General features: G+C 71.2%; 24 protein-coding genes and 1 pseudogene. 14 read left to right on the top strand and 11 right to left on the bottom strand.

The annotated features are described in order from the left end of the window. Positions 1 to 20: 20 nt before the first annotated feature. The 7 genes from ACFV04_RS19375 to ACFV04_RS19345 all read left to right on the top strand — a co-directional run bounded on the left by ACFV04_RS19375 (position 21) and on the right by ACFV04_RS19345 (position 7,153). Positions 21 to 443: a TadE/TadG family type IV pilus assembly protein gene (locus ACFV04_RS19375; RefSeq protein ID WP_380530443.1), complete on the top strand. Its 423-nt coding sequence runs from the start codon at positions 21 to 23 to the stop codon at positions 441 to 443. Continuing rightward, positions 440 to 874: a TadE family protein gene (locus ACFV04_RS19370; RefSeq protein ID WP_380530441.1), complete on the top strand. Its 435-nt coding sequence runs from the start codon at positions 440 to 442 to the stop codon at positions 872 to 874. Before ACFV04_RS19375 ends, ACFV04_RS19370 begins: the two co-directional genes overlap by 4 nt. After that, on the top strand, positions 874 to 1,347 hold the full coding sequence (locus tag ACFV04_RS19365) for a pilus assembly protein TadG-related protein (RefSeq protein WP_380530438.1): 474 nt from the start codon (positions 874 to 876) through the stop codon (positions 1,345 to 1,347). Before ACFV04_RS19370 ends, ACFV04_RS19365 begins: the two co-directional genes overlap by 1 nt. After that, complete coding sequence (locus ACFV04_RS19360) at positions 1,347 to 4,820, top strand: LysM peptidoglycan-binding domain-containing protein (protein WP_380530435.1); 3,474 nt, start codon at positions 1,347 to 1,349, stop codon at positions 4,818 to 4,820. Before ACFV04_RS19365 ends, ACFV04_RS19360 begins: the two co-directional genes overlap by 1 nt. Continuing rightward, the gene (locus ACFV04_RS19355) at positions 4,817 to 5,416 is read left to right on the top strand and encodes a prepilin peptidase (RefSeq protein WP_380347701.1); all 600 of its coding nucleotides are present in this window, start codon (positions 4,817 to 4,819) and stop codon (positions 5,414 to 5,416) included. The genes ACFV04_RS19360 and ACFV04_RS19355 overlap by 4 nt, the downstream gene beginning before the upstream one ends. A 181-nt stretch (positions 5,417 to 5,597) precedes the next feature. Continuing rightward, on the top strand, positions 5,598 to 6,194 hold the full coding sequence (locus tag ACFV04_RS19350) for a hypothetical protein (RefSeq protein WP_380530432.1): 597 nt from the start codon (positions 5,598 to 5,600) through the stop codon (positions 6,192 to 6,194). Beyond that, a complete protein-coding gene (locus tag ACFV04_RS19345; RefSeq protein WP_380530429.1) occupies positions 6,188 to 7,153 on the top strand; it encodes an ATP/GTP-binding protein in 966 nt (321 codons plus the stop codon). Before ACFV04_RS19350 ends, ACFV04_RS19345 begins: the two co-directional genes overlap by 7 nt. A 28-nt stretch (positions 7,154 to 7,181) precedes the next feature. On the opposite strand, the gene cas6e is transcribed toward ACFV04_RS19345, so the two are convergent. The 4 genes from cas6e to casA form a co-directional block, all read right to left on the bottom strand. After that, positions 7,182 to 8,066: a type I-E CRISPR-associated protein Cas6/Cse3/CasE gene (gene cas6e, locus ACFV04_RS19340; RefSeq protein ID WP_380530426.1), complete on the bottom strand. Its 885-nt coding sequence runs from the start codon at positions 8,064 to 8,066 to the stop codon at positions 7,182 to 7,184. 4 nt (positions 8,067 to 8,070) lie between these two features. After that, the gene (cas5e, locus tag ACFV04_RS19335; RefSeq protein WP_380530423.1) at positions 8,071 to 8,928 is read right to left on the bottom strand and encodes a type I-E CRISPR-associated protein Cas5/CasD; all 858 of its coding nucleotides are present in this window, start codon (positions 8,926 to 8,928) and stop codon (positions 8,071 to 8,073) included. Further along, entirely contained in the window at positions 8,928 to 10,067 is a 1,140-nt protein-coding gene (gene cas7e, locus ACFV04_RS19330; protein WP_380530420.1) for a type I-E CRISPR-associated protein Cas7/Cse4/CasC, read from the bottom strand. The genes cas5e and cas7e overlap by 1 nt, the downstream gene beginning before the upstream one ends. A 70-nt stretch (positions 10,068 to 10,137) precedes the next feature. Beyond that, positions 10,138 to 12,210 carry a type I-E CRISPR-associated protein Cse1/CasA gene (gene casA / locus ACFV04_RS19325; RefSeq protein WP_380530417.1) on the bottom strand — a complete coding sequence of 691 codons (2,073 nt, stop codon included), beginning with the start codon at positions 12,208 to 12,210 and terminating at the stop codon, positions 10,138 to 10,140. A 597-nt stretch (positions 12,211 to 12,807) separates the two neighbouring features. Between casA and ACFV04_RS19320 the strand changes: the two genes are divergently transcribed. The 3 genes from ACFV04_RS19320 (at position 12,808) to ACFV04_RS19310 (ending at position 15,527) form a co-directional block, all read left to right on the top strand. Continuing rightward, entirely contained in the window at positions 12,808 to 13,356 is a 549-nt protein-coding gene (locus ACFV04_RS19320; protein ID WP_380530414.1) for a hypothetical protein, read from the top strand. Between the two features lie 1,242 nt (positions 13,357 to 14,598). Continuing rightward, positions 14,599 to 15,108: a MarR family transcriptional regulator gene (locus ACFV04_RS19315; RefSeq protein ID WP_380347685.1), complete on the top strand. Its 510-nt coding sequence runs from the start codon at positions 14,599 to 14,601 to the stop codon at positions 15,106 to 15,108. Between the two features lie 11 nt (positions 15,109 to 15,119). Then, the gene (locus ACFV04_RS19310) at positions 15,120 to 15,527 is read left to right on the top strand and encodes a hypothetical protein (protein ID WP_380347683.1); all 408 of its coding nucleotides are present in this window, start codon (positions 15,120 to 15,122) and stop codon (positions 15,525 to 15,527) included. Positions 15,528 to 16,361: 834 nt separating this feature from the next. On the opposite strand, the gene ACFV04_RS19305 is transcribed toward ACFV04_RS19310, so the two are convergent. From ACFV04_RS19305 to ACFV04_RS19285, 5 genes are all read right to left on the bottom strand, one after another. Continuing rightward, on the bottom strand, positions 16,362 to 16,682 hold the full coding sequence (locus ACFV04_RS19305) for a hypothetical protein (protein ID WP_380530410.1): 321 nt from the start codon (positions 16,680 to 16,682) through the stop codon (positions 16,362 to 16,364). Positions 16,683 to 17,041: 359 nt separating this feature from the next. Then, positions 17,042 to 18,259 (bottom strand): ParB/RepB/Spo0J family partition protein, encoded by a 1,218-nt coding sequence (locus ACFV04_RS19300; RefSeq protein WP_380530407.1) that lies wholly within the window; start codon positions 18,257 to 18,259, stop codon positions 17,042 to 17,044. Next, positions 18,256 to 19,455, bottom strand: a complete 1,200-nt coding sequence (locus tag ACFV04_RS19295; protein ID WP_380347675.1) for a ParA family protein — start codon at positions 19,453 to 19,455, stop codon at positions 18,256 to 18,258. The genes ACFV04_RS19300 and ACFV04_RS19295 overlap by 4 nt, the downstream gene beginning before the upstream one ends. A gap of 290 nt (positions 19,456 to 19,745) precedes the next feature. Further along, a complete protein-coding gene (locus ACFV04_RS19290; protein ID WP_380347673.1) occupies positions 19,746 to 19,916 on the bottom strand; it encodes a hypothetical protein in 171 nt (56 codons plus the stop codon). A gap of 220 nt (positions 19,917 to 20,136) precedes the next feature. Next, a complete protein-coding gene (locus ACFV04_RS19285; RefSeq protein ID WP_380530403.1) occupies positions 20,137 to 20,292 on the bottom strand; it encodes a hypothetical protein in 156 nt (51 codons plus the stop codon). 133 nt (positions 20,293 to 20,425) lie between these two features. Between ACFV04_RS19285 and ACFV04_RS19280 the strand changes: the two genes are divergently transcribed. From ACFV04_RS19280 to ACFV04_RS19265, 4 genes are all read left to right on the top strand, one after another. After that, positions 20,426 to 20,632 (top strand): hypothetical protein, encoded by a 207-nt coding sequence (locus tag ACFV04_RS19280; RefSeq protein ID WP_380347669.1) that lies wholly within the window; start codon positions 20,426 to 20,428, stop codon positions 20,630 to 20,632. 1,114 nt (positions 20,633 to 21,746) lie between these two features. Continuing rightward, on the top strand, positions 21,747 to 22,340 hold the full coding sequence (locus ACFV04_RS19275; protein ID WP_380530400.1) for a replication/maintenance protein RepL: 594 nt from the start codon (positions 21,747 to 21,749) through the stop codon (positions 22,338 to 22,340). Beyond that, the gene (locus ACFV04_RS19270; RefSeq protein WP_380347666.1) at positions 22,334 to 22,714 is read left to right on the top strand and encodes a hypothetical protein; all 381 of its coding nucleotides are present in this window, start codon (positions 22,334 to 22,336) and stop codon (positions 22,712 to 22,714) included. The genes ACFV04_RS19275 and ACFV04_RS19270 overlap by 7 nt, the downstream gene beginning before the upstream one ends. 435 nt (positions 22,715 to 23,149) lie before the next feature. Then, positions 23,150 to 23,362: a hypothetical protein gene (locus tag ACFV04_RS19265; protein WP_380347664.1), complete on the top strand. Its 213-nt coding sequence runs from the start codon at positions 23,150 to 23,152 to the stop codon at positions 23,360 to 23,362. Between the two features lie 267 nt (positions 23,363 to 23,629). On the opposite strand, the pseudogene ACFV04_RS19260 reads toward ACFV04_RS19265, so the two are convergent. Further along, positions 23,630 to 23,914: pseudogene (locus tag ACFV04_RS19260) on the bottom strand (transposase); the annotation flags it as partial. Next, complete coding sequence (locus ACFV04_RS19255) at positions 23,869 to 24,249, bottom strand: helicase associated domain-containing protein (RefSeq protein WP_380530493.1); 381 nt, start codon at positions 24,247 to 24,249, stop codon at positions 23,869 to 23,871. The pseudogene ACFV04_RS19260 and the gene ACFV04_RS19255, both read right to left, overlap by 46 nt. Positions 24,250 to 24,305: the final 56 nt, after the last annotated feature.

The following is a 24,305-nucleotide window of genomic DNA, read 5'->3' as shown; positions in this document are numbered from 1 at the left end:
AAGTGGCTATCCGTCAAGTCATGAGCAAGCGGGAAGAGGGGGGCCGCCGCCGGTGGCGACGGCCCCGTCTCACGGACGACCGCGGGGACGTCTCCCTCGAAATGGCCATCGTCTTCCCGCTGGTCATCGTTCTGACCATGCTGGTCGTCCAGGTGGGCCTGTGGTACTACGCCCGGGAGATCGCCCTGTCCGCGGCCCGTTCGGGCGTCGCGGCCGGGCGCGGCCACCAGGACTCGCCGGGCAAGGGCACCGCGCGCGCGAGGGAGGTCCTCGACCGGACCGCGGGCAGTTCGCTGCTGCAGGCGGACGCGAGTGTCTCCTCGACCGCCGACCGGATCACCATCCGGGTGACCGGGCGCGCTCCGAGCCTGCTCCCGTTCCTGTCCGGCCCCTCCGTCGATCAGAGCGCGTCCGCGCCCCGAGAGCACTGGACCGGTCATTGACCCTCCATAACCTTGCCCCGCGCCGGGACGAGGGCAGCGCCTCCATCGAGGCCGCGATCCTCGTCCCGGTCCTCATGCTGTTCATCGCCCTGGCGTTCATGGCCGGACGGATCGCCCTCGCGAGCCAGGCCGTCGACTCCGCCGTGGAGGACGCCGCCCGCGACGCCTCCATCGCCCGCAGCCCGGCCGCGGCCGCGTCGGCCGCGTCGGCCACCGCCGGCCAGACCCTGGCCCGGCAGGGCCTGCACTGCCAGGGCTCACCACGAGTGACGGTCGCCGTCAATCTCGGCGCCACGGGGACGGGCGGCACCGTCACCGCCACAGTGGTCTGCGACGTCGCGCTCGGTGACCTCGCCTTCCCGGGCATGCCCGGGACCCACACCATCCGCAGCACGTTCACCTCTGCCATCGACCGGTTCGTGGAGCGCTGATGACCGACCACACGACGGCCACCCGAGGACGACCGGGCGACCGGTCCGCGGGTGGCCGCGACTCCGGAAGCATCGGTCTGTGGGCCGCGATCCTGGTGCCCTCCCTCCTGCTGATCATCGGGCTGACCATCGACGGCGGCGGCAAGATCCGCGCCGACGAACGGGCGGAGCGCATCGCCCAGGAGGCCGCCCGCACCGGAGGCCAGCAGCTCGACGCCGGCAAGGCCATTCCGGGCAAGGCCATCGCCGTCGACCCGGACAAGGCCGTCGCCGCCGCGCAGGCCTACCTCCGTGCCAACGGTGCCACCGGATCCGCCCACCCGGCGGACGGCAACCGAAAGCTGGTCGTGACGGTCGACGGCCCCGCCTACAAGACCAAGTTCTTCTCGCTGATGGGCGTCGGCGAACTCGCCGTCCACGGAGAGGCGAGCGCCACCCTCGTCTACGGAGTGACCGGACCGGAGGCTCCCTGATGTCCCGACGACCCGCCGCCCGCCGCAACCTGCTCGCCGACCTGCTGCGCATGCTCGCCTCGCTGGTCGCGCTGGCGGCTCTGCTGGTCGCGCTGCCGATCGGCCTCTACGTGGCGACCCGGGCCCTGTTGCCGCTCGGCCTGACCGGTCTCGGCTCGCTGGACGACCTGCTGACCAAGCAGGACACCGGCGGGCTCGCCTTGCTGGTCCTCGCCGTCATCGGCTGGATCGGCTGGGCGCAGTTCGCGGTGTCCGTGCTGCTGGAGGTGCCCGCGCAGCTACGCGGGCGCAGGGCCCCGAAGCTCCGCGGGTTCGGGCTGAGCCAGCGCGCGGCCGCCGGCCTGGTCGGCGGGATCCTGATCCTGCTGCCCACCGCCGGTGGCGCCTTCGCCGCCACGGCCGCGCCCGGGCTGCCCGCTCCCGCGCAGGCCAGGGTGGCGGTGACGGCGTCCGCCGCCTCGGGGCAACAGGCCGAGGCGGGCCCGGCGGCCGACCAGGTCCGAAGCGGTGCGGTCCAGGCCGCGTCGGACCAGCGCGTCTACACCGTCCAGGACACCAGCCCGGCCGACAGCCTCTGGAGCATCGCCGAGCACGAGCTCGGCGACGGCGCCCGCTGGCACGAGATCGCCGCCCTCAACGAGGGCCGGACGATGCCCGGCGGAGCCGTGTTCCACGCCTCGGGCGACATCCAGCCCGGCTGGCAGCTCTTCCTGCCGGGGACCGGTGGCGCGGGCGCGTCCGCGCAGACGGCGGGTGCGCCGACGACCGTGACCGTGCGGGCCGGCGACACCCTGTCCTCCATCGCCGAGCGAGAGCTGGGCGACGCCGACCGCTACCCCGAGCTCGCCGAGGCCAACGTCGGACACACCATGCCGGACGGGCGGCAGATGACGGCGGCCGACGAGATCTTCCCGGGCTGGACCATCACCATCCCGCAGCCGGCTTCCCCGGCCGCCGTCTCGCCCTCCGGCCAGGGCTCCGTGACACAGCCACCCGTCACGCAGCCGTCCCAGAGCCCGGCGCCCTCGGCCTCCGCTCCGACGGCCCCGGCGCCGACGGCGCAGCAGCCCGCCACGCAGCAGCCGGCTCCGTCCGTACCGTCGGCGGCACCGAGCACCGCGCCCGCGCCGACTGCGGCACCGTCGACGGAGCCGGCGGCCTCGCCCTCGACCGCCGCCCAGGCTCCCACCACCGCGCCGGCCCCGGCGCAGAGCCCCGCGCAGCAGCCCTCGGCTGCGCCGACGGCGCAGGCCTCCCCCTCGGCCGCCGACTCCTCCGCCCCGTCCGCCGGCGCGGAGGCCGCCCAGCCCGCCGGGCCCACCACCGCCGCGCCGACGTCCGAGGCCCCCGAGGCGACCCCGGCGGAACTGACCCAGAGCAGTTCCGCCGTCGACATCGCCGCCATCGCCACCTGGGGCGGCCTGGTCGCGGCGGGCATCGTGTCCGCGCTGGGCCTCAAGCGCATGCTCCAGCAGCGCGGCCGCCGCCGGGGCGAGCGGATCCGCATGCCCGGGCCGGCCACGACCGCACCCGCGCAGCCCGCGTCCGTCGACCCTGTCGCGCAGGCCTCCCAGCGGCTCGCGGACCTGGAGCTGCGCCTGCGCGCCAGCGAGGACCCCACCGGTGCGGACCTCGTCGACCGTGCCCTTCGCACGCTGGCGGCCCGGCTCGCCGAGCAGGGCCGCCCGCTGCCGCGGGTGGCGGCCGTGCTGCTCGGCCCCACCGCGCTCGATCTGGTGCTCCTGGAGGACCCCGGGCAGCCCGTCGCGCCGTTCACGCCGACCGCCGACCCCGCTCGGTGGACGTGCCCCGCCGCCGGCGCCGACCTGCTCGACGCGGAGAGCGCCCGTCACGTCGTCGCCCCATACCCGGCCCTGGCCACGCTCGGCCGCGACGGTGACGACCTCGTACTGGTGGACCTGGAGACGCTCGGCGTCCTGCTGCTCGACGTGAACGACGCGCGGCCGTTCGTCCGCGCTCTCGCCGTGGAGCTCGCCTCCGCGCCGTGGCGGGACGACCTCGGTGTCCTCCTGGCCGGCCTCGACGAGGGCCTCGCGCAGCTCGACAGCGGCTACGGGCGGCTGCAGCCGGTCGCCACCCTGGCCGAGGCCCTCGCCGACCTGTCGGGCTGGAACCAGGTCATCCGTCAGGCCCTCACCGACGCCGGGATCCCGAGTGTCCGGCACGCCCGGACGACGTCGGCCACGCCTGATTCGTGGACCCCGCGCATCGCCGTCAGCGCCGTCCCCCTCACGGCCGCAGACGCGGCGGACGCCGGACGGCTGCACACCGACCCGGTCTGCGGAGCATTGATCGCCCCGGCCGACCACGACGTCCTGCCCCAGGTGGTACGGATGCCCGCGCTCTCCGGCGGCCCGCTCACCATCGCGGGTCTCACCCTCGGCCACCTGGTGCCGCAACGCATCACGGACGAGGACTTCGACGCCCTGATGGAGTTGTTCGGCCTCACCGGCGAACCCAGCCGGGCCCCGGAGCCTGAAGAGGTCCCGGTGACGGAACCGTCTGAGACCGTGGTGGTCCCCACCGCCACGGTGGTCGACCGGAGCCCGGTTCCCGTGGTCCCCACCGCCACGGTGGTCGACCGCGGCCCCACTCCCGTGATCCCCACCGCCGAGGCCGCCGAGGAGGCGGAGGAGGTCACCGCGGCCTTCCCCGAGTCGGCGGGCACGGCCGTTCCGCCCGCCGACGGTTCCGGGCTCCCGGATCTCCCCGACGCCACCGGCCCCGTGGTCAACATCCTCGGCCCCGCGCACCTGACCGGCGTCGACACCGGTTCGATCCAGCCGACCGCCGCCACACGCCTGACCGAGGTGGCCGCGTGGATCGCCCTGCACCCCGGCGGATCGCTGCAGCAGCTGACCGTCGACCTGAACCCGTCCGCCCCCAACACGGTCTCCTCGGCCGGGCTCGTGTCCGCGCTGCGGCGCTGGCTCGGCAGCGCCGGGGACGACACCCCGTACCTGCCCCAGGACACCGGTGCGGGCCTGCGCTTCGGCCCGCACGTCACCTCCGACTGGGACCGGTTCCTCCAGCTCACCACCCGCGGTACGCACCGTTCCCGGCAGCAGGCTCTCGACCTCGTCGCCGACCGGCCGTTCGCCGGTGTGCCCCCGCGCCGCTACATCTGGGCCGAGGGCTACCGGCAGCAGATCATCGCCGCGGTCGTGGACACGGCCGCGCAGGTGGCCGAACACTGCCTGGAGGTGCGTGACCACCTCGGGGCCCTCAAGGCGGCCGACACGGGGATCCGGGTCGAGGCCGCGGCCGAGCCCCTGTACCGCCTGGCCATGCGCGCAGCTCACCTGGCGGGCGACCGCGAAGGGGTGGAGCGCTACGCGGACAGGCTCGAAGCCGTTCTCGACCAGCTCGGCACCGAGATGGAGCCGGCCACCTCCGAACTGCTGCGCACCATGCTGAGCGCCGACCCGCGCCTGGCCGGGTGGCCGTCGTGACGGGTTCCGCCGGCCCCACGGCACCGGCCGGGGGCCGGCTGAGGCTCGACGCCGAGAGCACGGCCGTCCTGCGCGAGCACGTCGTCGCGATCGGCGCCGCCGCCGCCGTCGCGGGGGCGGCGCTCGCCTGGCGCCTGGGCTCCTCCCCGCTGCTGCCGGGCTGTCTGGCCCTCGCGGTCCTCGCCAGTGTCCTGGGCGCGATCGACCTCGCCCTGCACCGCCTTCCCGACGCCCTCACCCTGCCCGCCTACCCGGTGTTCGCGCTGCTCCTGGCCTATCCGGCCGCGCAGTCCCCCGAGACGGCGCTGCGGGCCCTCCTCGCCGCCGTGGCCCTTCCGGCGTTCTACCTGGTGGCCGCGCTCCTGCCGGACGGTCCGGGCCTCGGCGACGTGAAGGCGGCAGGACCGGTGGGAGCCCTGCTCGGCTGGACCGGCTGGCACGCCGTCGTCATCGGCACGTTCCTCGCCTTCCTCCTCACCGCGCTCGCCGGTATCGCGCGGCTCGTCGCCCGCCGGGCGAGCGGGCGCACCCGGCTCGCCTTCGGACCGTCCCTGTACGCGGGCGCGGTGCTGGCGCTGCTGCTGTTCGGCCGCTGACCGCTCACGATGTCCGCCCGTATGCCGCGCGGCCCCCGCGAATGCCGGGAAGACGCTGGCGCCGCCGGTGGGATCTGACGAGAATTGCGGGACGCATGGGCAAGCCTGATGGTCCATCGGTCGCCATTGACGCGCACAACGGGGGGCGGAATTGTACGAGGGAATCAGCCCAGGCAGTCCGGTGGTGCTCCGCAAGGGGCCGGGCACCGTCCGACGGCCTCTCGCCGCCGCGCTGGTCGTCGGGATCGCCCTGACGATGAGCGCCTGCTCCGGCAAGGACCACGAGCCCGTTGCCCCGGCATCCCCGTCGGCCCCGGCGACACCGCCCCCGTCCACCGCCACGTCGGCCGCCGGTCCCGCGGGCAAGGACACGGCGGACGTCCTGGCGGCGTACCAGGCCTACACCGAGGCCAAGATCACCGCGATGACCACAGGCCAGGCGGACCCGGACAAGCTGCTCGGGGTCGCCACGGGCAGCGCCTACGACGGCCTGGCCGGCGACATCACCCGGGCCCAGCAGGCCGGCATCCTCTACAAGGGGACCGAGGTGACCCACCCGCAGGTGACGGCCGTGAACGTATCCGATTCGCCGCACAAGGCGACCCTGACGGACTGCGTCGATGTCTCGAACTGGACGGCGGTGTTCTCCGCGTCCGGGAAGAACGCGGCGGCCACCGGAACGCCCGGCCGTCTGTACGTCGACGTCGAGGCGGTCCAGGCCGCGGGCGGCACGTGGCGGATCAGTGCGTACTCTCCGGACCGGAGCCGGACGTGCTGAGGGGCCGGGCGGCGCTGACCACCGCCGTGACCGTGGCCGCGCTCGCAGCCGTGCTCCCGGCCTCCCCGGCCGCCGCCGACGGCGGACAGTGCCCACCTGGCAGTGTGATGATGGCGGACGTCTGCATCGCCGTCACCGACAACGGCGGTGGGGGATCGGGCGGGAACGGCTCCGGCGGGGGGAACTCCGGAGGGGGCGGATCCGGGGGAAACGGCGCCCCCCAGCCCTGCATCTTCAACGGGGTCACCGTCCCCTGCTCGAACGGGTGGGGCTGGTACAACGCGGAGGACGGCTGCTACTACCGGCTCTCCCAGCCGCAGCCGCCCGCCGGAGACCCGCTCTGGGAAGGCCACCAGCCCGGTGACGGAGCGGTCTACGGCCGGAGCTGCTACCTCGCGGCCGCCGGCGGAGGGATCGCCCAGGGACCCAAGGGCGGCGTGGGCTGGCGGGCGACTCCCCCGCCGGGCTTCGGAGGAGGGATCACACCGGCCACCCTGGCCCAGACGATCTTCGCGACGATGTCGTTCGACGTGCCGGAGATCGGCACGGCGCCGGACCGGGGTGGCAAGGGTGTGATCGGGATGCCGGTGTGGCTGTGGGCGAAGGCGTCCAAGACGAGCTGGGGCCCGTGGATCGAGTCGAAGTCCGCCGGCGGACTGTCCGTGTCGGTCACCGCGAAGGTGACACGCATCGACTGGTCGATGGGCGACGGCGGGACACGCTCCTGCACCACGCCCGGGACGCCCTACACCCCGGACCTGGGCGCCGCGACGTCCCCGGACTGCGGCTACCGCTACACCAGCACCAGCGCCGGCAAACCCGGCGGCAAGTTCCCGGTCAGCGCCACCACCACCTGGACCGTCCACTGGGAAGGCGGAGGCCAGCAAGGCGACCTCCCCGCCATCACCAAGACCTCCACCACAGAACTCACCATCGGCGAAGTCCAGGTCCTCAACTGAGACCTGCGGAGGCCGCTTGTGTTCGGCTTCACCACAGGTCAGAAGCCTTCGGTGGCACGGCCGGGGCCGGTCGGACCTGGCCGTGCGGGTCCCAGACGGTCAGGCCGCCGACCGCTGACCGCCGGCCATCGGTCAGCGGGTTCCGGTGGGCGGTGGGCGGTGGGGCGAGGGTGAGCAGGCCGCAGCCGTAGGCCTTGGAGGGGCCGATGCCGCCGAGGAGGGCGGCCTGCAGGAGGCCGGGGTCGGTGATTCGGAGGTGTCCTTCGAAGGTGGCGGTGGTGAGGGTGACGGGGGTGCGGGTGCCGGGCTTGGTGAAGGTGCTGCGGCTGCGGTCGGTGATCCTCACCTCGCGGGCGGGTGGCGCGTCGGCGGGGGTGTCCGGGGCGGACGGTTCGAGGCCCGGTGCGGGGTGGTCGGTGTGTGCCTCGGGAATGGTGAAGCCCCAGCGGGTGGTGCGGTCCAGGAACCAGGTGAGCTGGTGGGCGGCGGTGCGGTGGGGCATGCGGTAGGAGCGGTGGTGGAGTTGGTCGGCGGTCTTGGTGCGGTGCGGGCTCGCCTTGTCGGGCGTGGAGGTGTTCTGGACGGGGCTGGCCTTGAGGCGGAAGGCGAACTCGCGGCCGGCGGCGAGCCGGCCGAGCAGGGGGCTGTAGTCGCGGATCGCGTAGTGCTCGCCATCGGCGTCGGGCCATCCGGCCTGCTCGACGATGTGGGTCCAGTCGGGCTTGGAGGGGGTGAGGACCAGCAGCACGGGGCGGCGCGGGTGGTCGGTGTCCAGGCGCCACAGGATCCGGTCGCCGGGGGCGGTGTCGGGGTTGCCGGCCGTGACGGCGCCGTGCAGGGCGCGCGGGTTGGCGAGCAGGGTGCGGCTGGCGGCGCGCAGGGGGTTGATGCGGACGCGGGAGAGGTAGGTCATCGGGTCACCAGCCCAGCAGGGCGAACGGGTCATGGCCGCCGGCCGACGAGGCCGGCTGCTCGGTCCGGTCTGACGGGGGCAGGCCGGTGGGGACGTCGAGCCAGGCGCGGCGGATCCGCCGGGTGGTGAAGCCGCGTTCGCGGGGTGCGAAGGAGCGCGGGACGTCCTGGAGGGTGTCGTCGCCGGAGGGGTCGTCGAAGGTCGCGGCCAGGTCGATCCGGTGCGGCGAGAACGGCTCCGGGCCCCGCTGGGCCCGCCGCCGGTAGGCGTTCATGGCGACAACGCCGGCTTGCCAGGGCTCGCTGGCCAGGACGTCCTCCAGGTTGGCGTGACGCACCGTGCCGAGGGCGATCGGCTGGGTGGGGACGCAGGAGCGCCGGCCGAGCGCGAGCGGGAAGGCGGGGCGGCGGACGGCTTCGGCGAGCGTCGCGATGAGGCCGGCCGGGCCCTGGAGGGCGGCGAGGAACACCGCGTCCTGGAGGTAGTAGCGGTGGGTGACGTGGGTGTCCTTGGCCGGGGAGGTCGGCTTCTGCACGCCCTTGGCGTTGACGCCGGCCTGCGGCAGCGGCCGGCCCCGGTAGTCGCTGACGGTGTGGTAGTCGCGCAGCAGCATGCCCGGCTGGTCGACGCGCACGCCCAGGCGCAGGCCGACCAGGTCGGTGATGTCCGCTTCGCGCGGGCGGCCTGCGGCGGCGGCGAGCAGGCCGACGACGCCGGACTTGGTCGGCTGGGGCCGGGTGTCGCGGCGGTTGAAGGCGCTGCGGTCGCCCCAGGACTGGAGCGGGCCGGCCAGGCGCAGGACGAGGACCGCCTGCTCCTCATCCTGCTTCGGGGGCGGTGCGGGGGTGGGGTGGTCGGGCATCAGTTGTCGTTCACCCGCTCGGTGAGGGCGGTGCGCAGTCCGTCGCGCAGCTCGGCGAAGGTGCGGTTCACGCCGAACGCCTCCGTCAGCTTCCGCCCGGTCCCGTCGGTGCCGGCGTCGAGGGTGTGGCAGATACCGACGTAGAGCGGGGTGTCGCCCCACTGCTCGGTGGCGGTGGTGAACTCGGTGGCGAGGCGACGCGCGGACTCGGCGACGATGCCCTGGCTCGCCGGGACGGGGTTCTCGTAGGCGGAGACGAGGTTCACGGGCTGGTCGGCGCGGACGACGACGGTGACCAGGCTGGGGCGGGTGCGGTGGGCGAAGGAGTTGCCGTAGCCCGTCGGTATGGAGCGGGCGAAGGAGTCGACGAACAGGTCGACGGCGTCCACCGTGGCCTTGTCGTCCCCGAGGTTCTCCCGCAGCTGGTGCAGGCCGACGGTCGCGTAGCGGTAGAGGGTGGCGGAGTTGAAGCCGATGGTGCCGATCATCCCCGCGCCGGTCTCATCTGCGGTCTGCTCGTCGTCGACGGCCGTGTAGTAGTCGAATTCGAGCTCGGCGGCATGGGTGGAGATCGCGTGGGCCACCTGCGTCGCGGCGTCGATGTTCAGGCCCGGGACGTCGGCGACCATCCGCCCGAAGAGCGCGACGTCGGCCGGGTGGCCGCCCTGCAACCGCTCCTTGACCGGCAGGGCCTTGACCGCCTCCTCCAAAGCCTTCGCGTCGAGGGCGGCGAGGTCCGCGGCCGTACCGGCGACCAGGTCGACGATGCCGTCCAGCTGGCGGCGCCCGTAGAAGAGGAGGTAGGCGGTCTCGCCTTCCTTCTTGCCGGCGGAGATCCCGGTCGACTTGATCAGCGCGCCGGCGATCCGCCGCGCGTCCTCGGCCGCGACGCCGCTTCGCTCCGCGATGCCCTTGGCGAGCTGGACGGCGATCCGCTTCGTTCGGGTGGCCAGGTCCTGCGGGTCCCGGCTCTCGGCGAAGTGGATGCGGGTGGCGCGCTTCCAGGCCTGGGAGGAGACGCGGGAGCGGCGCTTGCCGCCGAAGTAGGCCTCCTTGGGGTTGCCGTTGTCGTCCCGGTTGAGGTTCGCCGGCGGGACGGTCTGCAGGATGTGCACGTCTATGAAAAGGCGGTCGGTCATGCGCTTCTCCTCGAAGGAACGATGGTCCGGTGGTGATGGGGATGCCAGGGCTCCGGCCGCTCAGCGACGGTCAGTCGCCCGCGGGCGTCCGGCCCTTCCACACCTGGTAGTCGAGGGCCCATGTGAGGCGGACCCGGGGGCGCCGGTCCGTGTGGTGCCAGGCCTGGATGTCGGCCGTCAGGTGGTCGTGGTCCAGGGGCTGACCGGCGGTGCGGAGCTGGGTGACCAGGCCACGCAGGTGGACCAGTAGTGCGGACACGCTGGTCGCACCGGCGAGCTGGGCGACCCGGGTGTCGAGCGCTTCCTCGCTGACCTCGCCGCTGCGGCGCAGGGCTAGCAGGGCTTCGCCGAGCCTCACGCCGCGTCGGTGCATCGGCTCGGACCGCCCCCGCTGGTGGAGGTCGTAGAGAGCCCGCGTCGAGGGGTCGGCCTTCTGTCCGTCGGAGACCTCGTCGTGTCGCGCGAGGACGTCGTCGGCCTCAACGGTGCAGAGCGGCCACACCCCGGGGTGGTCCATGGCGGGACGGGGGAGGATCCCGTCGAGCCGACGCCGGAAGGCCGCCCCCGCGGTGCCGAGTTTGTAAGTCTGCGGTTTGCCGGACTTGTCGGCCAGGATGACGGTGCGGCCCGCGAAGGTGGTGCCGGATGCGGCCAGCAGGAGTCCGTTCGCCGTGTCCCAGGCGTGGCGGTACGCCAGGTGCTCCCAGGCGAGCCTGCCGCGCTCCAGAACGTCGTCGTCGGTGCCGGCCGCACGGACGCCGGCGAGCAGGCGGCGCACCAGGGGGTCGAGGGTGTGCAGGAGGACTTCGCCGGGGCGTTGGCCCTTGTCCCAGGGGATGGGATCGGTTCCGGCGGCCCGGCGCAGATCCGCGGAGAGGTTGTTGACGGCCTGGGCGAGCTGTTCCGCCTGCTCGGCCACGTCCAGGAGGAGTTGGTGGGCTTCGCTGTCCCGATGGAGGGCGAGCAGGGGCAGCGGAATCGTGTCGTGGACGACGTCCTCGACGACGGAGGACTGGGTGCCGTAGACCACGCCGAAGGTCTCGACCCGCAGCGGGTAGTCGGCGGGCAGTTTGCCGATCTCCTGGAGGGCGCCGACCTCGTCAAGGAGGGCGCTGGTCTCGAAGGAGCCACCCGTGCTCTGGCGGGTGGACGCGAGGAGTGCGTCCAGGCCGCGCCAGGCGGCCTTGCCCTGGGTGTGGCGGCGTGGTCTTCGCTCGTGCGGGGCCGAGGAGGACTTCTGGCCGGGTGCCGCGTACGTCCAGGCGGTGTGCGGTTCCAGCCCGGGTGTCTGCGTGAGCCGGTCTCCGGCGCCGATGACCACCCGGGCGACCCGCAGCCGGCCGGCCTCGTCCTGATGCGGGACGAGGCGGATCCGCCGGGCCTGCCACGTCCATAGGTCGAGGAGGCCCTCAGCCTCACGGAGCTCCCACGCGGGGCCGTGCGGCCCGCGCTTCCACTGCGGAACGCCGAGGGCCTCGGGCTGGGTGACCGGGAGGTTCAGCAGGAGGGTCTCGTACAGGGTCCGCCCGGTGGGGATGACGACGCCGAGCTGGCCGAGCGGGCCGGTCGGGTTCCCGGTCGTCTTGCCCGCTTTGACCAGGGGATCGCCGACGGCGCCGGTCTTGATCGCCGCGGTGTCCCAGCAGTGGGCGTGCAGGAGCCAGTGCGCGGCCTGGGCCGGCGTCAGGTCGAGCGGGTCCGCGTCCGACCGGCTGGCGAACAGGGGGACGTTGTTGCCGCTCGCCGCGGTCGCCACGAGAGTGGCGGAACCCTTCGTCTCGCCCTTGGCCGTGCGCAGTCCCGCGACCTGCCCGAACGGCGCGACGGGATCGAAGAGGTCGAACGCCGCGCGGTGTGTCCCGAGATAGGTCCGGAGGCTGTCCAGTTCGGCCTCCGCAAACCGTCCTCGAGCGAGCCGGGCGCCTTTCTCCCGCGGCGTCCGGGGTACGCCGCTGGCGTCGGCGACGACAGGCAGCAGAACCTGGCGCAGGACGGCCGGCAGCTGGGTGGAGAACTCCACGACCAGACCCTCGAGTTCGTGGGCCCCGGTGAGGGCCTCGGCGATCCCCACCGTCACGGGAGAGCCGCCACCGACCGGGCGGACTGTCAGCCACGGTTCCTCGACCAGGCCGTACCCAGGCACGCGCCGTCCTCCCCACTAACCGTGTCCGACTGATCGCCGCCTCATCGTGGCATCCCCGAATCCGATCCGTCGCTCGGCCCCGGGGCCATGTCGTCCATGCTCCGGCCCCGCGGTTCGGGAATTCCTGAAATCGAAAACCTGAACTGATCTGGCGTACTCTGAGGTGCATCATCGCAGGTCGGGAAGTGACGGTCCCACATGTGCGGGGATCTTCCAGTGGCCACGGCATGCCGAGTCCACGAGTCGTCGTCGGCCCCGCGCACGCGGGGATCACTCCCCTCTACGAACGTCACAGCCTTCCCCCGTCCTGTCGGCCCCGCCTACGCGGGGATTGTCCGACCGACCACTGGGCTGGCTCCAACGCAACAGTGTCGGCCCCGCCTACGCGGGGAGTGCTCCCGTGGGCCCGGGCAGTGGGCCGTGTGTCGTCCCCGCATGTGGGGGGACGACCACCGGCCTGGGGCCGGGCATGGGGCGGTGTCCGGATTCCTGGTCCACGGCCCGGTGTCAGCACACGGTGGTAGCCATGGATCCGTGGATACTACGGAATCGTTCCCGTCATCCGTCGAAATCGCATTCAGACACGGGGGCCAGGCCATGGCCGACATGGAGTGGGAACACGCCCGGGATCTGTTCGAACAGGCGGTTCGCGGTTCGGGCCCGCAGATGCTGTGGCGGGTGGTCGAGGCATGCGGGGCGACCGCCGAGGCGGCCTTCTGGATGCGCCGAGCCGCTGCCTCGGAAAGCGAACCGGGAGGCATCAGCGTCGATCCGGACGTGCTGCGCATCGGGACGAGCCGCCCCGGCTCCGCGTTCCACCAAGACTTCACGATCGCCGTCGGGTCGGACGATCCGGCTCGCGCGGTTGCGGCACTCACGGCTGCCGAACCCCGCCTGATGTGTGTGTTCGAGGACGGCAGCGAACTCTCACCGGAAGAGGCCGAAGACGTCTGGGACGATGACCGTCCTCCCTACAGTCCCAGCTACGTCACCGTCGATACCGAGGTCCCCTGCGTCCGGATGGACTGCAAAGGCGGGGTCTTCCCGCAGATGGCCCGCACCGCGCTGCGCGTCGTGGCGGACGAACTGCGAAAGGCGGGAGTACAGCGTGCCCGTCTCTTCAGTCCGGACTGTTCGAACGAGTAGAGCTACTACCGCCTGATCAGGGGCACCGGTCAGGTCATCCTCCCCGATAGACCGCCACGGGCGGTACCAGGACCTGGCCCTGGTACCGCCCATCAATGCCGTCGGCCCCGGCCCGATCTTCTTCGACGTTGTCCCCTTGAACCTCACATGGGCAAACAGAGCGGAACACCTCAGCCTCGAGCGCTTCCGCGAGCCGGGTCCGGGTGGCAACTACAACGGTGTTGCGGACAACAGCAGACCGGGTGGTTGGTCACGGAGCGCTCCGCTACCGCACCCTGGCCAGCGCCTGGATGCGCTGGACCATCCATCGCTGCCGCCTGCCCTGCGGCGTCGGCCCGGCGTCAGGGCCGTGGCCGGCCCGGCCGTCGGCCCGTCGCCGCACCGGCCGGACCGTGGACGGTCCGGCCTGGGCAGTTGCCTTGACTCTGTTGCTCGAGGCTCCACGAGTGCTGAGGCCTGGCAGCTGAGGTTCTATTCCTTCGCCGCTGCCAGCTATCGCTCGGGTCAGTGACGTCGGGTCAGGACGTGGGTCGGCCAGAGCTGAGAACACGGCCTGGTACAGGGTGCTGGGACAGGAGCACCGGCAGTGACCAAAGGACACAGGATGGAACGGCCACCTCTTTAGTAAGAGGGCACGGGCCGAATACCCCCTCTGACCTGCTGGTTTGTAAATCCTTCTGTCTGTGTATAGCCGACACTTCGATGGTGGATCTGCCCTGTGGATCCGGACACTAGTGGTCGAAACTTGTGATTACCTCGAAGAATTTCCAGTCGTGGAGACTAGGTGACGTTGCCGCGGAATGAGTCGAAACTGTCGTGAACCTGGGACAGTTCTGCCGATTATGTCGCAGACTCACGACAGAAACTTGCGCCTACCTCGAACTTTGCTTGTCGCCGACGAAAAGATTCCCTTCCCGGTCGCCCGCCAGAGCGGTACGGCTGAGACTTCGAGTCATCCGCAAGTATCGCTGGATGTGTCTTCCGAGGGCCGGAGCAGCCAAACCGGCGAATCGGCACTCAGGCTCCTGGAACCGTCGGTCCCGGGACCGCCAAGTGACGCGTTCGGCGAACAGGACTTGCGATCCGCCGCACAAAAAGTTCGAGACACCCGCAAGTTAATGTAGTGTCAGGTAACCGACTCGAACGGAGGTACGCGTGAGAGCAGAACAACGGACCGCTCTTTCTAAGGCGACACCGGGGTACCGGACGGTCCGTTCTGCGGGAGAGCCCGAACTCATCAGCATGCTCGACCGGTTCGGCGAGCAACTGGCCATCGACATCGCGACGCAGCCGGCCGTGGCCACGGTCGAAGAAGTCACCGTCAAGTTCCGCCCGCGGCGGGTGTCACACGACATGGCCGGTTCGATGGGCTACTCCCTGACGAGCAACTGGTTCCTGGCCAAGGTCCTCGCGCGGTGCATCGTGGCCCACCGGCTCAGCCCTGTGGAGGTCGCGGTCCTGCTCCACATGATGGGTTCTCAGAACCGCGGGACCATCGTTCAGACCCAGGTCGAGATGGCCTCCGAACTGGGGGTGGCACGCAGCAGCGTGAACAGCGCGATCGGCCGGCTCTGCGAGCTGAACTACATCCGGCGGCACAAGAGGCGCGGTCACTACGACGTGAACCCCCGGCTGTGCTTCCGCGGCAACGGCGACGAGCAGAACGGCGTCCTCGCGCTTGTCCGTGCGGAAAAACTCGCCAGCGAGTTCCCCGATACCATCGGGCCTGACGACTTCGCCCGAGAGAGCTGAGGAGGACCACTATGGAGATCACCCCCTCCGGCGTGCTCGGCATGATCCCCCGACTCAAGCTGACCCCTTCCGCGATCGCGGTCCTGGGCATCATGTCCGACCTCCAGCTGCCCGGTGGCGAGGTCAACCACAGCCAGGTCGAGATGGCGCAACGTCTCGGGATGCTCGAGTCGGCCGTGAGCCGCGGTATGAAGTGCCTCGTGGACCGGCACCTCGTCATCCGTAGCGGCGAGGGGCGGGGGCACAGCTACCGGCTGCACCCGTTCATCGCCAAGTACAGCTCCGAGGCCGAGATGGAGGCCTCGTTGCGGGCCGCGGCGGTAGAGGTCCGGGAGGGCCGGCTGCCGGACATCGCCGCGCCCTTGTACCGCAAGCAGCCTCCGCGTGCGTCCGGACGTCCCAAGCTGGTCGCCGTCTGAGTCTTCGCGTCATCGCGGACGCCGGACCCCGCACCGACGCGTCGGTGCGGGGTCCGCGTGCACCGACGATCGAGTCGGTGTCAGTGGCCCGCGTTACGCTCCCCGGCCCCTGAGGAAACCTCGGAAGGCCGCCCCTCGACTTCGCCCAGGAGGCGGTCCTCCGGCGCCGACGCCGACGCAAACGGGGGCCTCTGAGTCGGTAGGTGGTTCCGTTGGTCGGTCCCCTGACGCCGGTCCGGCCTGAACGCCCCCGACGGTGCTCATCGCCCGGGAGATGGGCGGAGCCTGCGCGGTCGGTCCGATCGGCACGAGGATCAGGCCGCGCAACTCGCCGAACGCGCCCGCCCTGTAGATCGCCGTCGAACACGTCGCCGCTCGCCCTCATGATCAAAATTCCTGGACGTACCCTGTGGCGGTCTGTCCGCAAGCCGGGAAGGCCTACGGCACCGGCCATGCCGCGAAAGGCGCCTCGGGGTGGCTTCCTGCGGCTCACCCTTCAGTGCTGGACATGCCAATCCTTGCCAGACGGCTCGCCGTCGTGGTGTTGGCGTCCTGTCGGTCCGGCAGGCCTGCGGTGTAAACGCCGTTTACACCGTTACCGAGGGGATCCCGCAGCCCGGTCCGGTGCGACCGGCACACAGACAGCCCGGATACAGCGAGGAAGGTCGGCGACGGAGGGGAGGACGCCGGTCGGTGAGGGCGGTCACACAGTTGCCGCGTTGATCGTCTGAGGAGACGGGCTGGGATCCCTGTAGCGAGCGCGGCGGGCGCTGACGGATACGCCCGTGGTACGGGTGGCGGGCACTGCCTCGGCATGGTGCGGACCGTCGGACTTCATGCCACGTCCCACAGATGACGGACACCGCGTTGCTCGGGGGCGCGTCGGACCTCCGCGGCGACCATGACGAGCAACTCCATCACCCGCTCGTCACGACCGTGCCCTTCGGTCACCTCCACCAGCCCGAAGCGCCCATCCGTGCTCAGACGCGCGGCGAGCGCGTCGATCGCCTCGTCCACCCGCCCGGCCCCGACGAGCACCTCAGCAAAGGACCGCCACGCGTCGCCCGCGTCGCCCTCCAGGCCCGTCGGACGCGTCAGCCCCAGTGCCTGTTCGACACGGCCCCGACGCAGCAGAACGTCGGCGCCCAGCCTCACCGCCGGCTGCCACCCAGTGGCGGCGAACGGCTCCCAATCTCTCCCCCGCTTCGCACCCCGGCGGCGCCCACCGTCCCAGGCAGGGCTTGTCCGCGAGACAGCCAGCCGGGGGTCGGCACCATCGGGACAGTGGATACCAAGCTCTGTCGGCGCCCCTTGGGGCGGACTTCATGTCCCGAACGGCCCTGCCCGGCAGAGCGGCTCGGGACAGTGCCGAAGCCACATGCACTCCACAGACGACACAGGTGCGGATAGACGGGCGAGCAGGCTGGTCCGCGCCGGATGCCAGGGTCCTTGGCGAAGCAGAACGGCCGGGGCACCTCAGGATGCCCAGGTCGTCGGGTCGACGTCCGTGCCGATCAGCCGCCGGTCATCCGCTCCGGCGGGTACTCCTCGAGCCGGTCCAGCACCTTGGTGACGACGACCCTCAGCTCGTCGGGCTGAAGGAAACGGCAGAGCCAGGTCGTCACGTTCTCCAGGTCACGCCAGTCGGGCACCCCGGCCCCGCCCGACGAAACCGTTGTCCTGCCGGCCTGCTGGGCCTGGCGTACCGGATCCGCCGAGAGCTCCGCAGCCGAATACGCGACACGGTCGCGCTCGTCGGTGCCGGCGTCTCGCTGGTCCGGTAGGCCTGCGGTGTAAACGCCGTTTACACCCAGAAACCGTTCCTGCGAACCGCCGCCCGACAGCTGAACCGCGGACGGCGTGTAAACGCCGTTGACACCACCGCCGGCGCCGTCGATCCCGGCAGCGGGTCCCGAGGCACGATCGGTCGCCTCCTCCCCCGACGGACGATCCGCGCGCTTGGCCGCCCGTGCCGCCTTCGCGGCCTGCTTGTCCGCAGCCGCCTGCTTCGCGGCCTCGGCCCGCTTGAGTTGCTGGGCCGGGGTGATCTTCCCCGACCGTGCTTCGGCACCGATCCTGCGCGCCTCCTCAACGGCCAGCTCTCCGGTCCCCGTCCGCTCCTGAAGCTCGGGGGAGAGGTGGAGCAGGGCCAGCCGTTGTCCCACCCATGCACGGGATTTGCCCAGAGCCCGCGCGACGGCGGCCTGATTGCCCTCGTAGACCGTGTTCAGCAGCTGCTCGATCGCCTGGGCCTCCTCGAACGGCGACACGTCCTCGCGGTGGGCGTTGGCGATCAGCGCCGCCTCGACCATGTCCGAAGCACGCGAAACCAGGTCATCGTTGAGGTCCACACGCAAGGTCTCGAGCCCGGCCCGCTGAGCGGCCCGCAGACGGCGGTTCCCGTCGAGCGCGACGAAGTCCGCCTCCCCGATCGCTTCCGACTGATCGGGGTGCGCGTCGAGGAAAGCCCCACGGCTCACCACGGTGACCGGAACGATCTGCCGACGCGTCAGACTCTCGGCGAGCTCGTCGATCGACTCGCTGTCGACGGTCTTCCGGGGGTTGAGCGGATTGAAGACGATCGAGGACACCGGCGCCGACGACGCACGCCGTACCCGGCCCGTGGCGTCCAGTGCCTCGCTGCGCGCCCGCACCTCGTCTCCGCGCGACGCGCCCTGAGCGAGTGCCCCGAAGGACCCGCCGCCACCCTGCAGCTTCTTGGCGATGCTCACGACAGCCTCCGTCGGATCTCGCGCATCCGCTGCGCCTGAGTGGACGTGGGTGCGTACATGAGCAGCGGCTGCTTGAGGTGCACGGCCTCGCGCTGCTCCTTGAGGTCGGGGACGACGGACAGGACGGGCGGTGTGCCCAGGGACTGCCAGTTGTCGAGTGAGTGGGTGGCGACATAGCCCTTGCGCTTGTCGAACTTGTTGACGACGAGGCCGAGCCGGTCGATGTCGACCTCGTAGTCGAGGCTGACGGTTCGGATCTGGCTGTCGAGCATGGCGTAGGCATCCGCGGAGGAGTCCTCGGCCTCCACCGGGACGAGGACGCCGGAGGTGCCGGGTGCCTCGTTCTTGCGGCGGTGTCCGTAGTAAAGGCCGGCGTCCATCGCCAGGCCGAGGTTCGGCGGGGCGTCGATCACGATGACGTCGAAGTGCTCTTCGAGCGGGGCGAGGGCGCGCTGGAGGCTGGTCTCGCGGGGACCGCGGACGGATCCGAGGCGGGAGTCGAGCAGGAACGCGTCGAAGCTCGACGGCAGCAGGCTCAGGCGGCCTGCGAAGTGGTCCGGCTCGATGGCCACGACCTGGTCGATCAGCGAGCCGGCCACACGGTCGCGGTCGACCATGTGGGTCACCAGGCTCTCCTCACCCGGCGGGATCTGCTTGACGCCGAGCTGCGAGGTCAGGTGGCCCTGCGGGTCGTAGTCGACGAGCAGGGTACGCAGCCCCGGCAGCGCGGGCAGCTTCGAGGCCCCCGTGCTGGCGGGCAGGCCGAGCGCTATGGCCTGGCCCGTCCCGGCGGCAATGGTGGTCTTGCCTACCCCGCCCTTCTGGTTGCAGACGACGATCCGCCGCGTGTACCGGGGGATCGCCAGCTCGCTCAGGGAGACGTTGTGCGAGTCGATCCACACGCGAATCGCCTGGGCCAGGCCCTGGACGAAGGAGATCCCCCGACCCGTGCAGTCGTCCTTGAACGCGTCGTACAGGCCGGTGGGGAGCCAGGTGTTCCAGCTCTCGGCCCCGGCCGTGTCGATGGTGGGGTTGTCGTTGACCGGTCGGAGGCGCCACTGCTCAACGGCTTGGGTGACGGCGTCCTGCATGTCGATGCCGAGCTGCGCGGCCCGGGTCTTGAGTTCCTGACGGAGGGCTACAGGCAGCTTGGACGCAACCTTTTCCCGCCCTCCCTCGGAGTTTTGAGACGTCATGACGTCACCATAGTGGCGCCATGCGGGTTTAGGCACATCGCGCGGCCGTGTCTTCGGGATTCTCTTCCAGCCTGGTGTAAACGGCGTTTACACCAAGGCGCACGGGGGAGCCCGAGGCACGACGGCACACGTGCTCACGTCGCCCCGAGCCGTGGAGCACGTGCGGATTCGACTGACCTTGTACCCGTAACCCAGCGGCAGCCTGCGAAACAAGGCCCCGGCCATCCGCTCAATAGGGCGATGGCCGACAACGCCAGGCCATCGCCCGCCGCTGTCACTACCAACGTCGGTTACACACGATCGAGGGGCGGTCCCAGATCGCGGGAGACGATGGTGGCGGTCCGCTCGCCGACCATCACGCTTACCGGGAGCTGCGCCGCCAGATGAGGGAGAACTCCGCGGCCCGCCAGGCCGCGCTCGACGAAACCGCCGCGCAGCGCGAGGAGATCCTGCGCCAGCATCACACCCGGCTGCGCGACCCCGACAACGGCCCGCCCTTCAACGACCGAAGACAGACAGCTCCGAGCCGGCGCCCATCGCCGCTGGCGCCTCCGGCGCCGGGCGGGCGCCCTCCAGTAGGTCGGACATGCGGTGCTTCTCGGGGTCGGGCGGGTCGACGGACGCGCTGGGACCTACTCGACGGCAGAGGGGAGGTCGGCGCTCCGCTGCCGGTCGGCCTCGTCAGCCGGCCAGCAGCCCGGTGGCGATCCGGGCGCGGTGCGGCGCCAGCTCGGCGGCGATCGAGGCGCCCTCGGCGGCGGTGACGGTGGCGTCCCCGTTGCCGGCGTGGGCGGCCAGGGCGATCCGCAGGTGGGTCGGCGGGTGGGAGCCGTCCACGGCGGAGCGGTCACGGGCGCTGAGCCGCAGCAGGTGCTCCCGCTCGACTGCGGGGACGGTGGTGAGGTGCTCGCGTACCCGTTCCCAGAGCAGGTCGGGCGCGGGCGGCGCGGGCGCGTTGAGCGGGGGAAGGGTGCTGGAGGTCGGCCATGAAGTGGGCGATGTCTGTGTAGTAGGCGTAGTCGCGGTCGCGGGTGAGCTGGTCGAGGTCGCGGATCGCGGTGTCGAGCGCGCCGTTGTCGTTCAGGACGGCGTGGTGGAAGCAGTGGGCGAGGGTGGTGCGGGTGGCCCGCCCGCCGGAGGCGCGGACTTCGGCGTCGAGGATGCTCGCGCGGTCTAGGAAGTCCTGGCCGCTGGTGCCAGCGTCGCGGATCAGGGCGGCGGTGTGGGCGGTGAGGCGCGCAGGCCGGTCAGGAGCTGGGCGGTGAGGCTGAGGTCGTCGTCGGCCGTCTCGGGGTCGGTGAAGGCGCGGACGAAGGCGAGCTGGGCCGTGGTCCATGGAACACCCGCCGTTGGCTCTTCCCGGTGGGACCGGGAACGGGCGGCAACTGCGAGCCGATGCGGACCCCGGCCCCGTAGGTAGCTGGGCGCGGAGTGCTCCGCCCCCGCACCCGTGGCCAGCGCCCAGGCGGCGCTGGACCCGCCCTTGCTGCCGCCTGCCCTGCGGTGCCGTCCCGCCGTCAGGGCCGTGGCCGGCCCAGCCGTCGGCCCGCCACCGCACCGGCCGGACCGTGGACGGTCCGGCCTGGGCAGTTGCCCTCAGATGAATAGCCGGTGTCCCCTGCGGCCGAGGCGACCTGCCGTCGGGCCTGCACCAGGTGCTGCGGCCTGCCCGCCCCCGAACGGTTGCTGACGTCACCACCTGCCGACACCGGCGACCTCAATTACTTGAAAGCACCGTCCGGTACGACGTGGGGCCCGCACCGGCCCTCGTGGGATACGGGCACCAGCCAGCAGACCTCGCGGAAAGGGCCGTCAAGGCCCTGGGTCCGGCGGCAGCCGGACTTCGGTGACTGGCGCACGCAGTGGCCCTAGCCAGTACCCAGACGTACACGCCAGGCCTGGGCTGCGGCAGCGGCACGGGGCCGCAGCCCGCCGGAGGCAAGGCTCGGGAGAGCGCGACGGAGACCTTTATATATAAGAGGCCGGCCTGGAAATTAGGCTTCTGACCTGCAAACTTGGAAAAACAAAGGTATGGCTGGGCCGACATTTGAGGCTCCCGGAAGTCACTGAGTGCCGACATTAGGACCCAATGTTTCGCAGAATTGCGAAACATTGGGTCGACGTGGCCCGACATCCCCGAGGTGCCCGCATGATCATCCGACCTGGCCAGATGATCCGGCATGCCCCAGGTCGATCCGCCGCGACACGTGTTTCGCACTCGCGCGCAGCATTCTTCGCACTGCTGCGAAGAACGTGTAGCGTGCTGTCGACACGAGCAAAGGATCACGGTCTTGGCAGAGCGCGACAGCACCCGCAGGCAAGCGCCCCAGCGCACCCGCCAGCCGAGACTCCAGCCCGCCGGTCCCCAGCACCAGCGCGACCTCGCCGCCGAAATCGTCCGGGGCTACGCCGGACACCTACCCAGCGGCGTCTATGAAGCCCGCACGAAGTTCTACCGCCGTGCACCCCACGAAGTTCTCGGCTCCGACGGCTACGCCCTTCTCAGCCGCTACTTCGCCCGCTACGTTCTCCCTCAGGCGCTCATGTCAGGAGAGATGACCAAACTGCAGTGCGCGGTCCTCTCCAACATCGTCGGCCGGGCCGAGCGCGGCGTCTGTCACGCCATTCAGCGCGAGATCGCCGACGAGATCGGCACCAGCCGCTCCAGCGTCAGCCCCGCCCTCAAGCACCTCGCCGCCCGCAACTACATTCGCAGCGTCGGCCGGGGGATGTGGCAGCTCAACCCCCTCATCGCGTACAAAGGCAACGGGGACGAGCAGCAGGCGTTCCTCGCCGAACTCCGCGATCTCGCGCTCGAGAACGGATTCCCTGACATCATCGGGCTGGCGGCCGCCAAGACCGGGGACAAGGAGTCGACATGCTGATGGTCACTGACCTGTTCGGGCTCCTGCGGCGCCTCGAGCTCACCCCCACCGCGACGAACGTCCTGTCCGTGATGGTCGAGCACCAGGACCCCGGCGGCGTCGTTCCGCTCGCCCAGCAGGACATCGCCGCAGAGCTGCAGATCCTCCCGTCGGTTGTCAGCCGCGGGATGGCTCTCCTCGTCGAACGTGGCCTCGTCCTGCGCAAGGGCTACCGCTACCGCCTCCATCCCGCGATCGCAGGCTACAGCTCCGAGCTCGAAATGCAGGCCGCCATGACCCGCGCCGCCCGCGAAGGCGTCCCGCCCATCCTGATCCCCGACTACCAGGCCGCCCCGCCCAAGGCCGGCCGCACCCGGCTACGCGCGGTTGGCTGACCCCGCACTTGTGTCGGACCCCGGAGCTAGCGTGCACGGCAGAAACCCAGAGCCGTAAGACAAGGTGCAGCTGCCTTGACGCTGGGTCCCGCCAGCCGACTTCGGCATCCGCGCATAGCCAGCGAGACCTGTGGCGGCCCGGGCCAACCGCCCGGGCCGTCTTCGTTGGCCTTCCCAGCAGTGCCAAAGCACTGTCACTCGTGCTAGCGGTCTGGCCCCCACACAGGGGCCAGACCAGGAGGCGTGTGCGGCGGATCGGTAGATCGCCAACCGCGGCCAGCGCTGCCCGGAGGGCAGGCGTGGTAGCGGTTGACCACTCTGTTATGGCGATCTGAAGCGCGGACGGCCTGGCCCTGCTGGCCAGGGCCAGATCGCTACCACCGGTGATAGCGGTTTGGTCTACCCGGCTCCGTCCGGGCTGCGACACTGTGGATCATGACCGACCGTCGCCCCCTCGCATTGCCCGCCTTCTCCGAGCCCGCCGTCGACGCTCCCGTGCCGGCCCAGTCCGGCGTGCGCCGGCTGCCGGTTGAGCAGGGCGCCGACTTCCGCCAGCCGCCCGGTGAGACTGTGGACGCGCCTGCCCCGGCTCGCCGCCGCCTCTCGTCCGGCGGCCTGACCTTCTCCGACCCGGACCGGCAGATCTGAGCGCTACCATCACGGGTAGCGCGACTGTCCTGTGGAGGGTACAAATCCCCGGTCCGCCGACCGTGTCCCGGTAGCCTGCGGCCAGGCGCCCGCCGTGTGAGTGGGTGGGGTGGTGCCAGCAGATTGAGCGGCGTCGACCAAGTGTCGGCGTCGGTTGAACCGTGGTTCTGGATCACTTTCCGTTCCGTGCCGGGGCCACGGAGGGTCACCGGAGCCGCGATCATGAACGGTCGTGGCTGACGATCTCCTCCAAGACCTCTGGGCCGCAAGGAGGACGCGCTTGCGCAGGAGGTCGAAGCCGGCGCGGCCGAACATCTGGCGCTTGATCATTTTGATCTTTTTGTTGTGGCCCTCGACCGCGCCGGAACTGTAGCTCAGGGTCAGACCGGCGACGACCGCATCAAGGTCCTGCAGGAGATCGGTGGCGAAGCTTCGAAGGGCCGGGACCTGATCCTGCTGGACGCGCGTGATCCAGTCCTTGAGCTCTCGTCCGCGGCGGTCGTTCATCAGCTCGGCGAAGGCCCTGATGTACTCGGCAGCGGTGGCCAGCACCGTGACGCGGGCGAGGACCTCCTTGAGCTGCCAGGCGTCTTCGTCGCGCAGGCGGCCGGGATCTGGGCGGCGGCCCGCAGCTCGGAGAGCCAGGTGCCGATGGCGTACCCGCCGACCGAGGCCCGTGCCGGCGCCGCCAAAGAGCCGCCGTGCTCCTTCGCCCAGACCCGCGCCCAGTCCAACCCCGCGTCGAACCGCGCATCCGACACCGACCAGATCATCCCGAGCGCGTCCAGCATCTCCACCCGGTATGACGCCAGATCACCATTCGCATTTTCGCCTCGTCGGTCCGACAACCACTTTCCAAGCGGGTAGTTTCCGTTCTCCCCGACCATCGCGGAATAAGGAACGTCAAGCCCGCCGGTCTCCTCGAACCACCGCCGCGCGTGAC

Origin of the sequence: Kitasatospora sp. NPDC059599 (genome assembly GCF_042735125.1) — a bacterium.
Lineage (GTDB): Bacteria > Actinomycetota > Actinomycetes > Streptomycetales > Streptomycetaceae > Kitasatospora.
Note: the sequence above shows the minus strand (reverse complement) of the source record. Positions and strands in the feature narration are given on the sequence as shown.

Bases quoted from the DNA above. Each gene is read 5' to 3' on its own strand.
- ACFV04_RS19315 (WP_380347685.1), top strand. From the start codon at position 14,599: ATGCTCGACCGGTTCGGCGAGCAACTGGCCATCGACATCGCGACGCAG.
- cas5e (WP_380530423.1), bottom strand. From the start codon at position 8,928: ATGCCCGACCACCCCACCCCCGCACCGCCCCCGAAGCAGGATGAGGAG.
- ACFV04_RS19265 (WP_380347664.1), top strand. From the start codon at position 23,150: ATGACCGACCGTCGCCCCCTCGCATTGCCCGCCTTCTCCGAGCCCGCC.
- ACFV04_RS19255 (WP_380530493.1), bottom strand. From the start codon at position 24,249: ATGGTCGGGGAGAACGGAAACTACCCGCTTGGAAAGTGGTTGTCGGAC.
- ACFV04_RS19295 (WP_380347675.1), bottom strand. From the start codon at position 19,455: ATGACGTCTCAAAACTCCGAGGGAGGGCGGGAAAAGGTTGCGTCCAAG.
- ACFV04_RS19270 (WP_380347666.1), top strand. From the start codon at position 22,334: ATGCTGATGGTCACTGACCTGTTCGGGCTCCTGCGGCGCCTCGAGCTC.
- cas7e (WP_380530420.1), bottom strand. From the start codon at position 10,067: ATGACCGACCGCCTTTTCATAGACGTGCACATCCTGCAGACCGTCCCG.
- ACFV04_RS19360 (WP_380530435.1), top strand. From the start codon at position 1,347: ATGTCCCGACGACCCGCCGCCCGCCGCAACCTGCTCGCCGACCTGCTG.
- cas6e (WP_380530426.1), bottom strand. From the start codon at position 8,066: ATGACCTACCTCTCCCGCGTCCGCATCAACCCCCTGCGCGCCGCCAGC.
- ACFV04_RS19365 (WP_380530438.1), top strand. From the start codon at position 874: ATGACCGACCACACGACGGCCACCCGAGGACGACCGGGCGACCGGTCC.
- ACFV04_RS19320 (WP_380530414.1), top strand. From the start codon at position 12,808: ATGGCCGACATGGAGTGGGAACACGCCCGGGATCTGTTCGAACAGGCG.
- ACFV04_RS19290 (WP_380347673.1), bottom strand. From the start codon at position 19,916: ATGCTGGCGCAGGATCTCCTCGCGCTGCGCGGCGGTTTCGTCGAGCGC.
- ACFV04_RS19310 (WP_380347683.1), top strand. From the start codon at position 15,120: ATGGAGATCACCCCCTCCGGCGTGCTCGGCATGATCCCCCGACTCAAG.
- ACFV04_RS19375 (WP_380530443.1), top strand. From the start codon at position 21: ATGAGCAAGCGGGAAGAGGGGGGCCGCCGCCGGTGGCGACGGCCCCGT.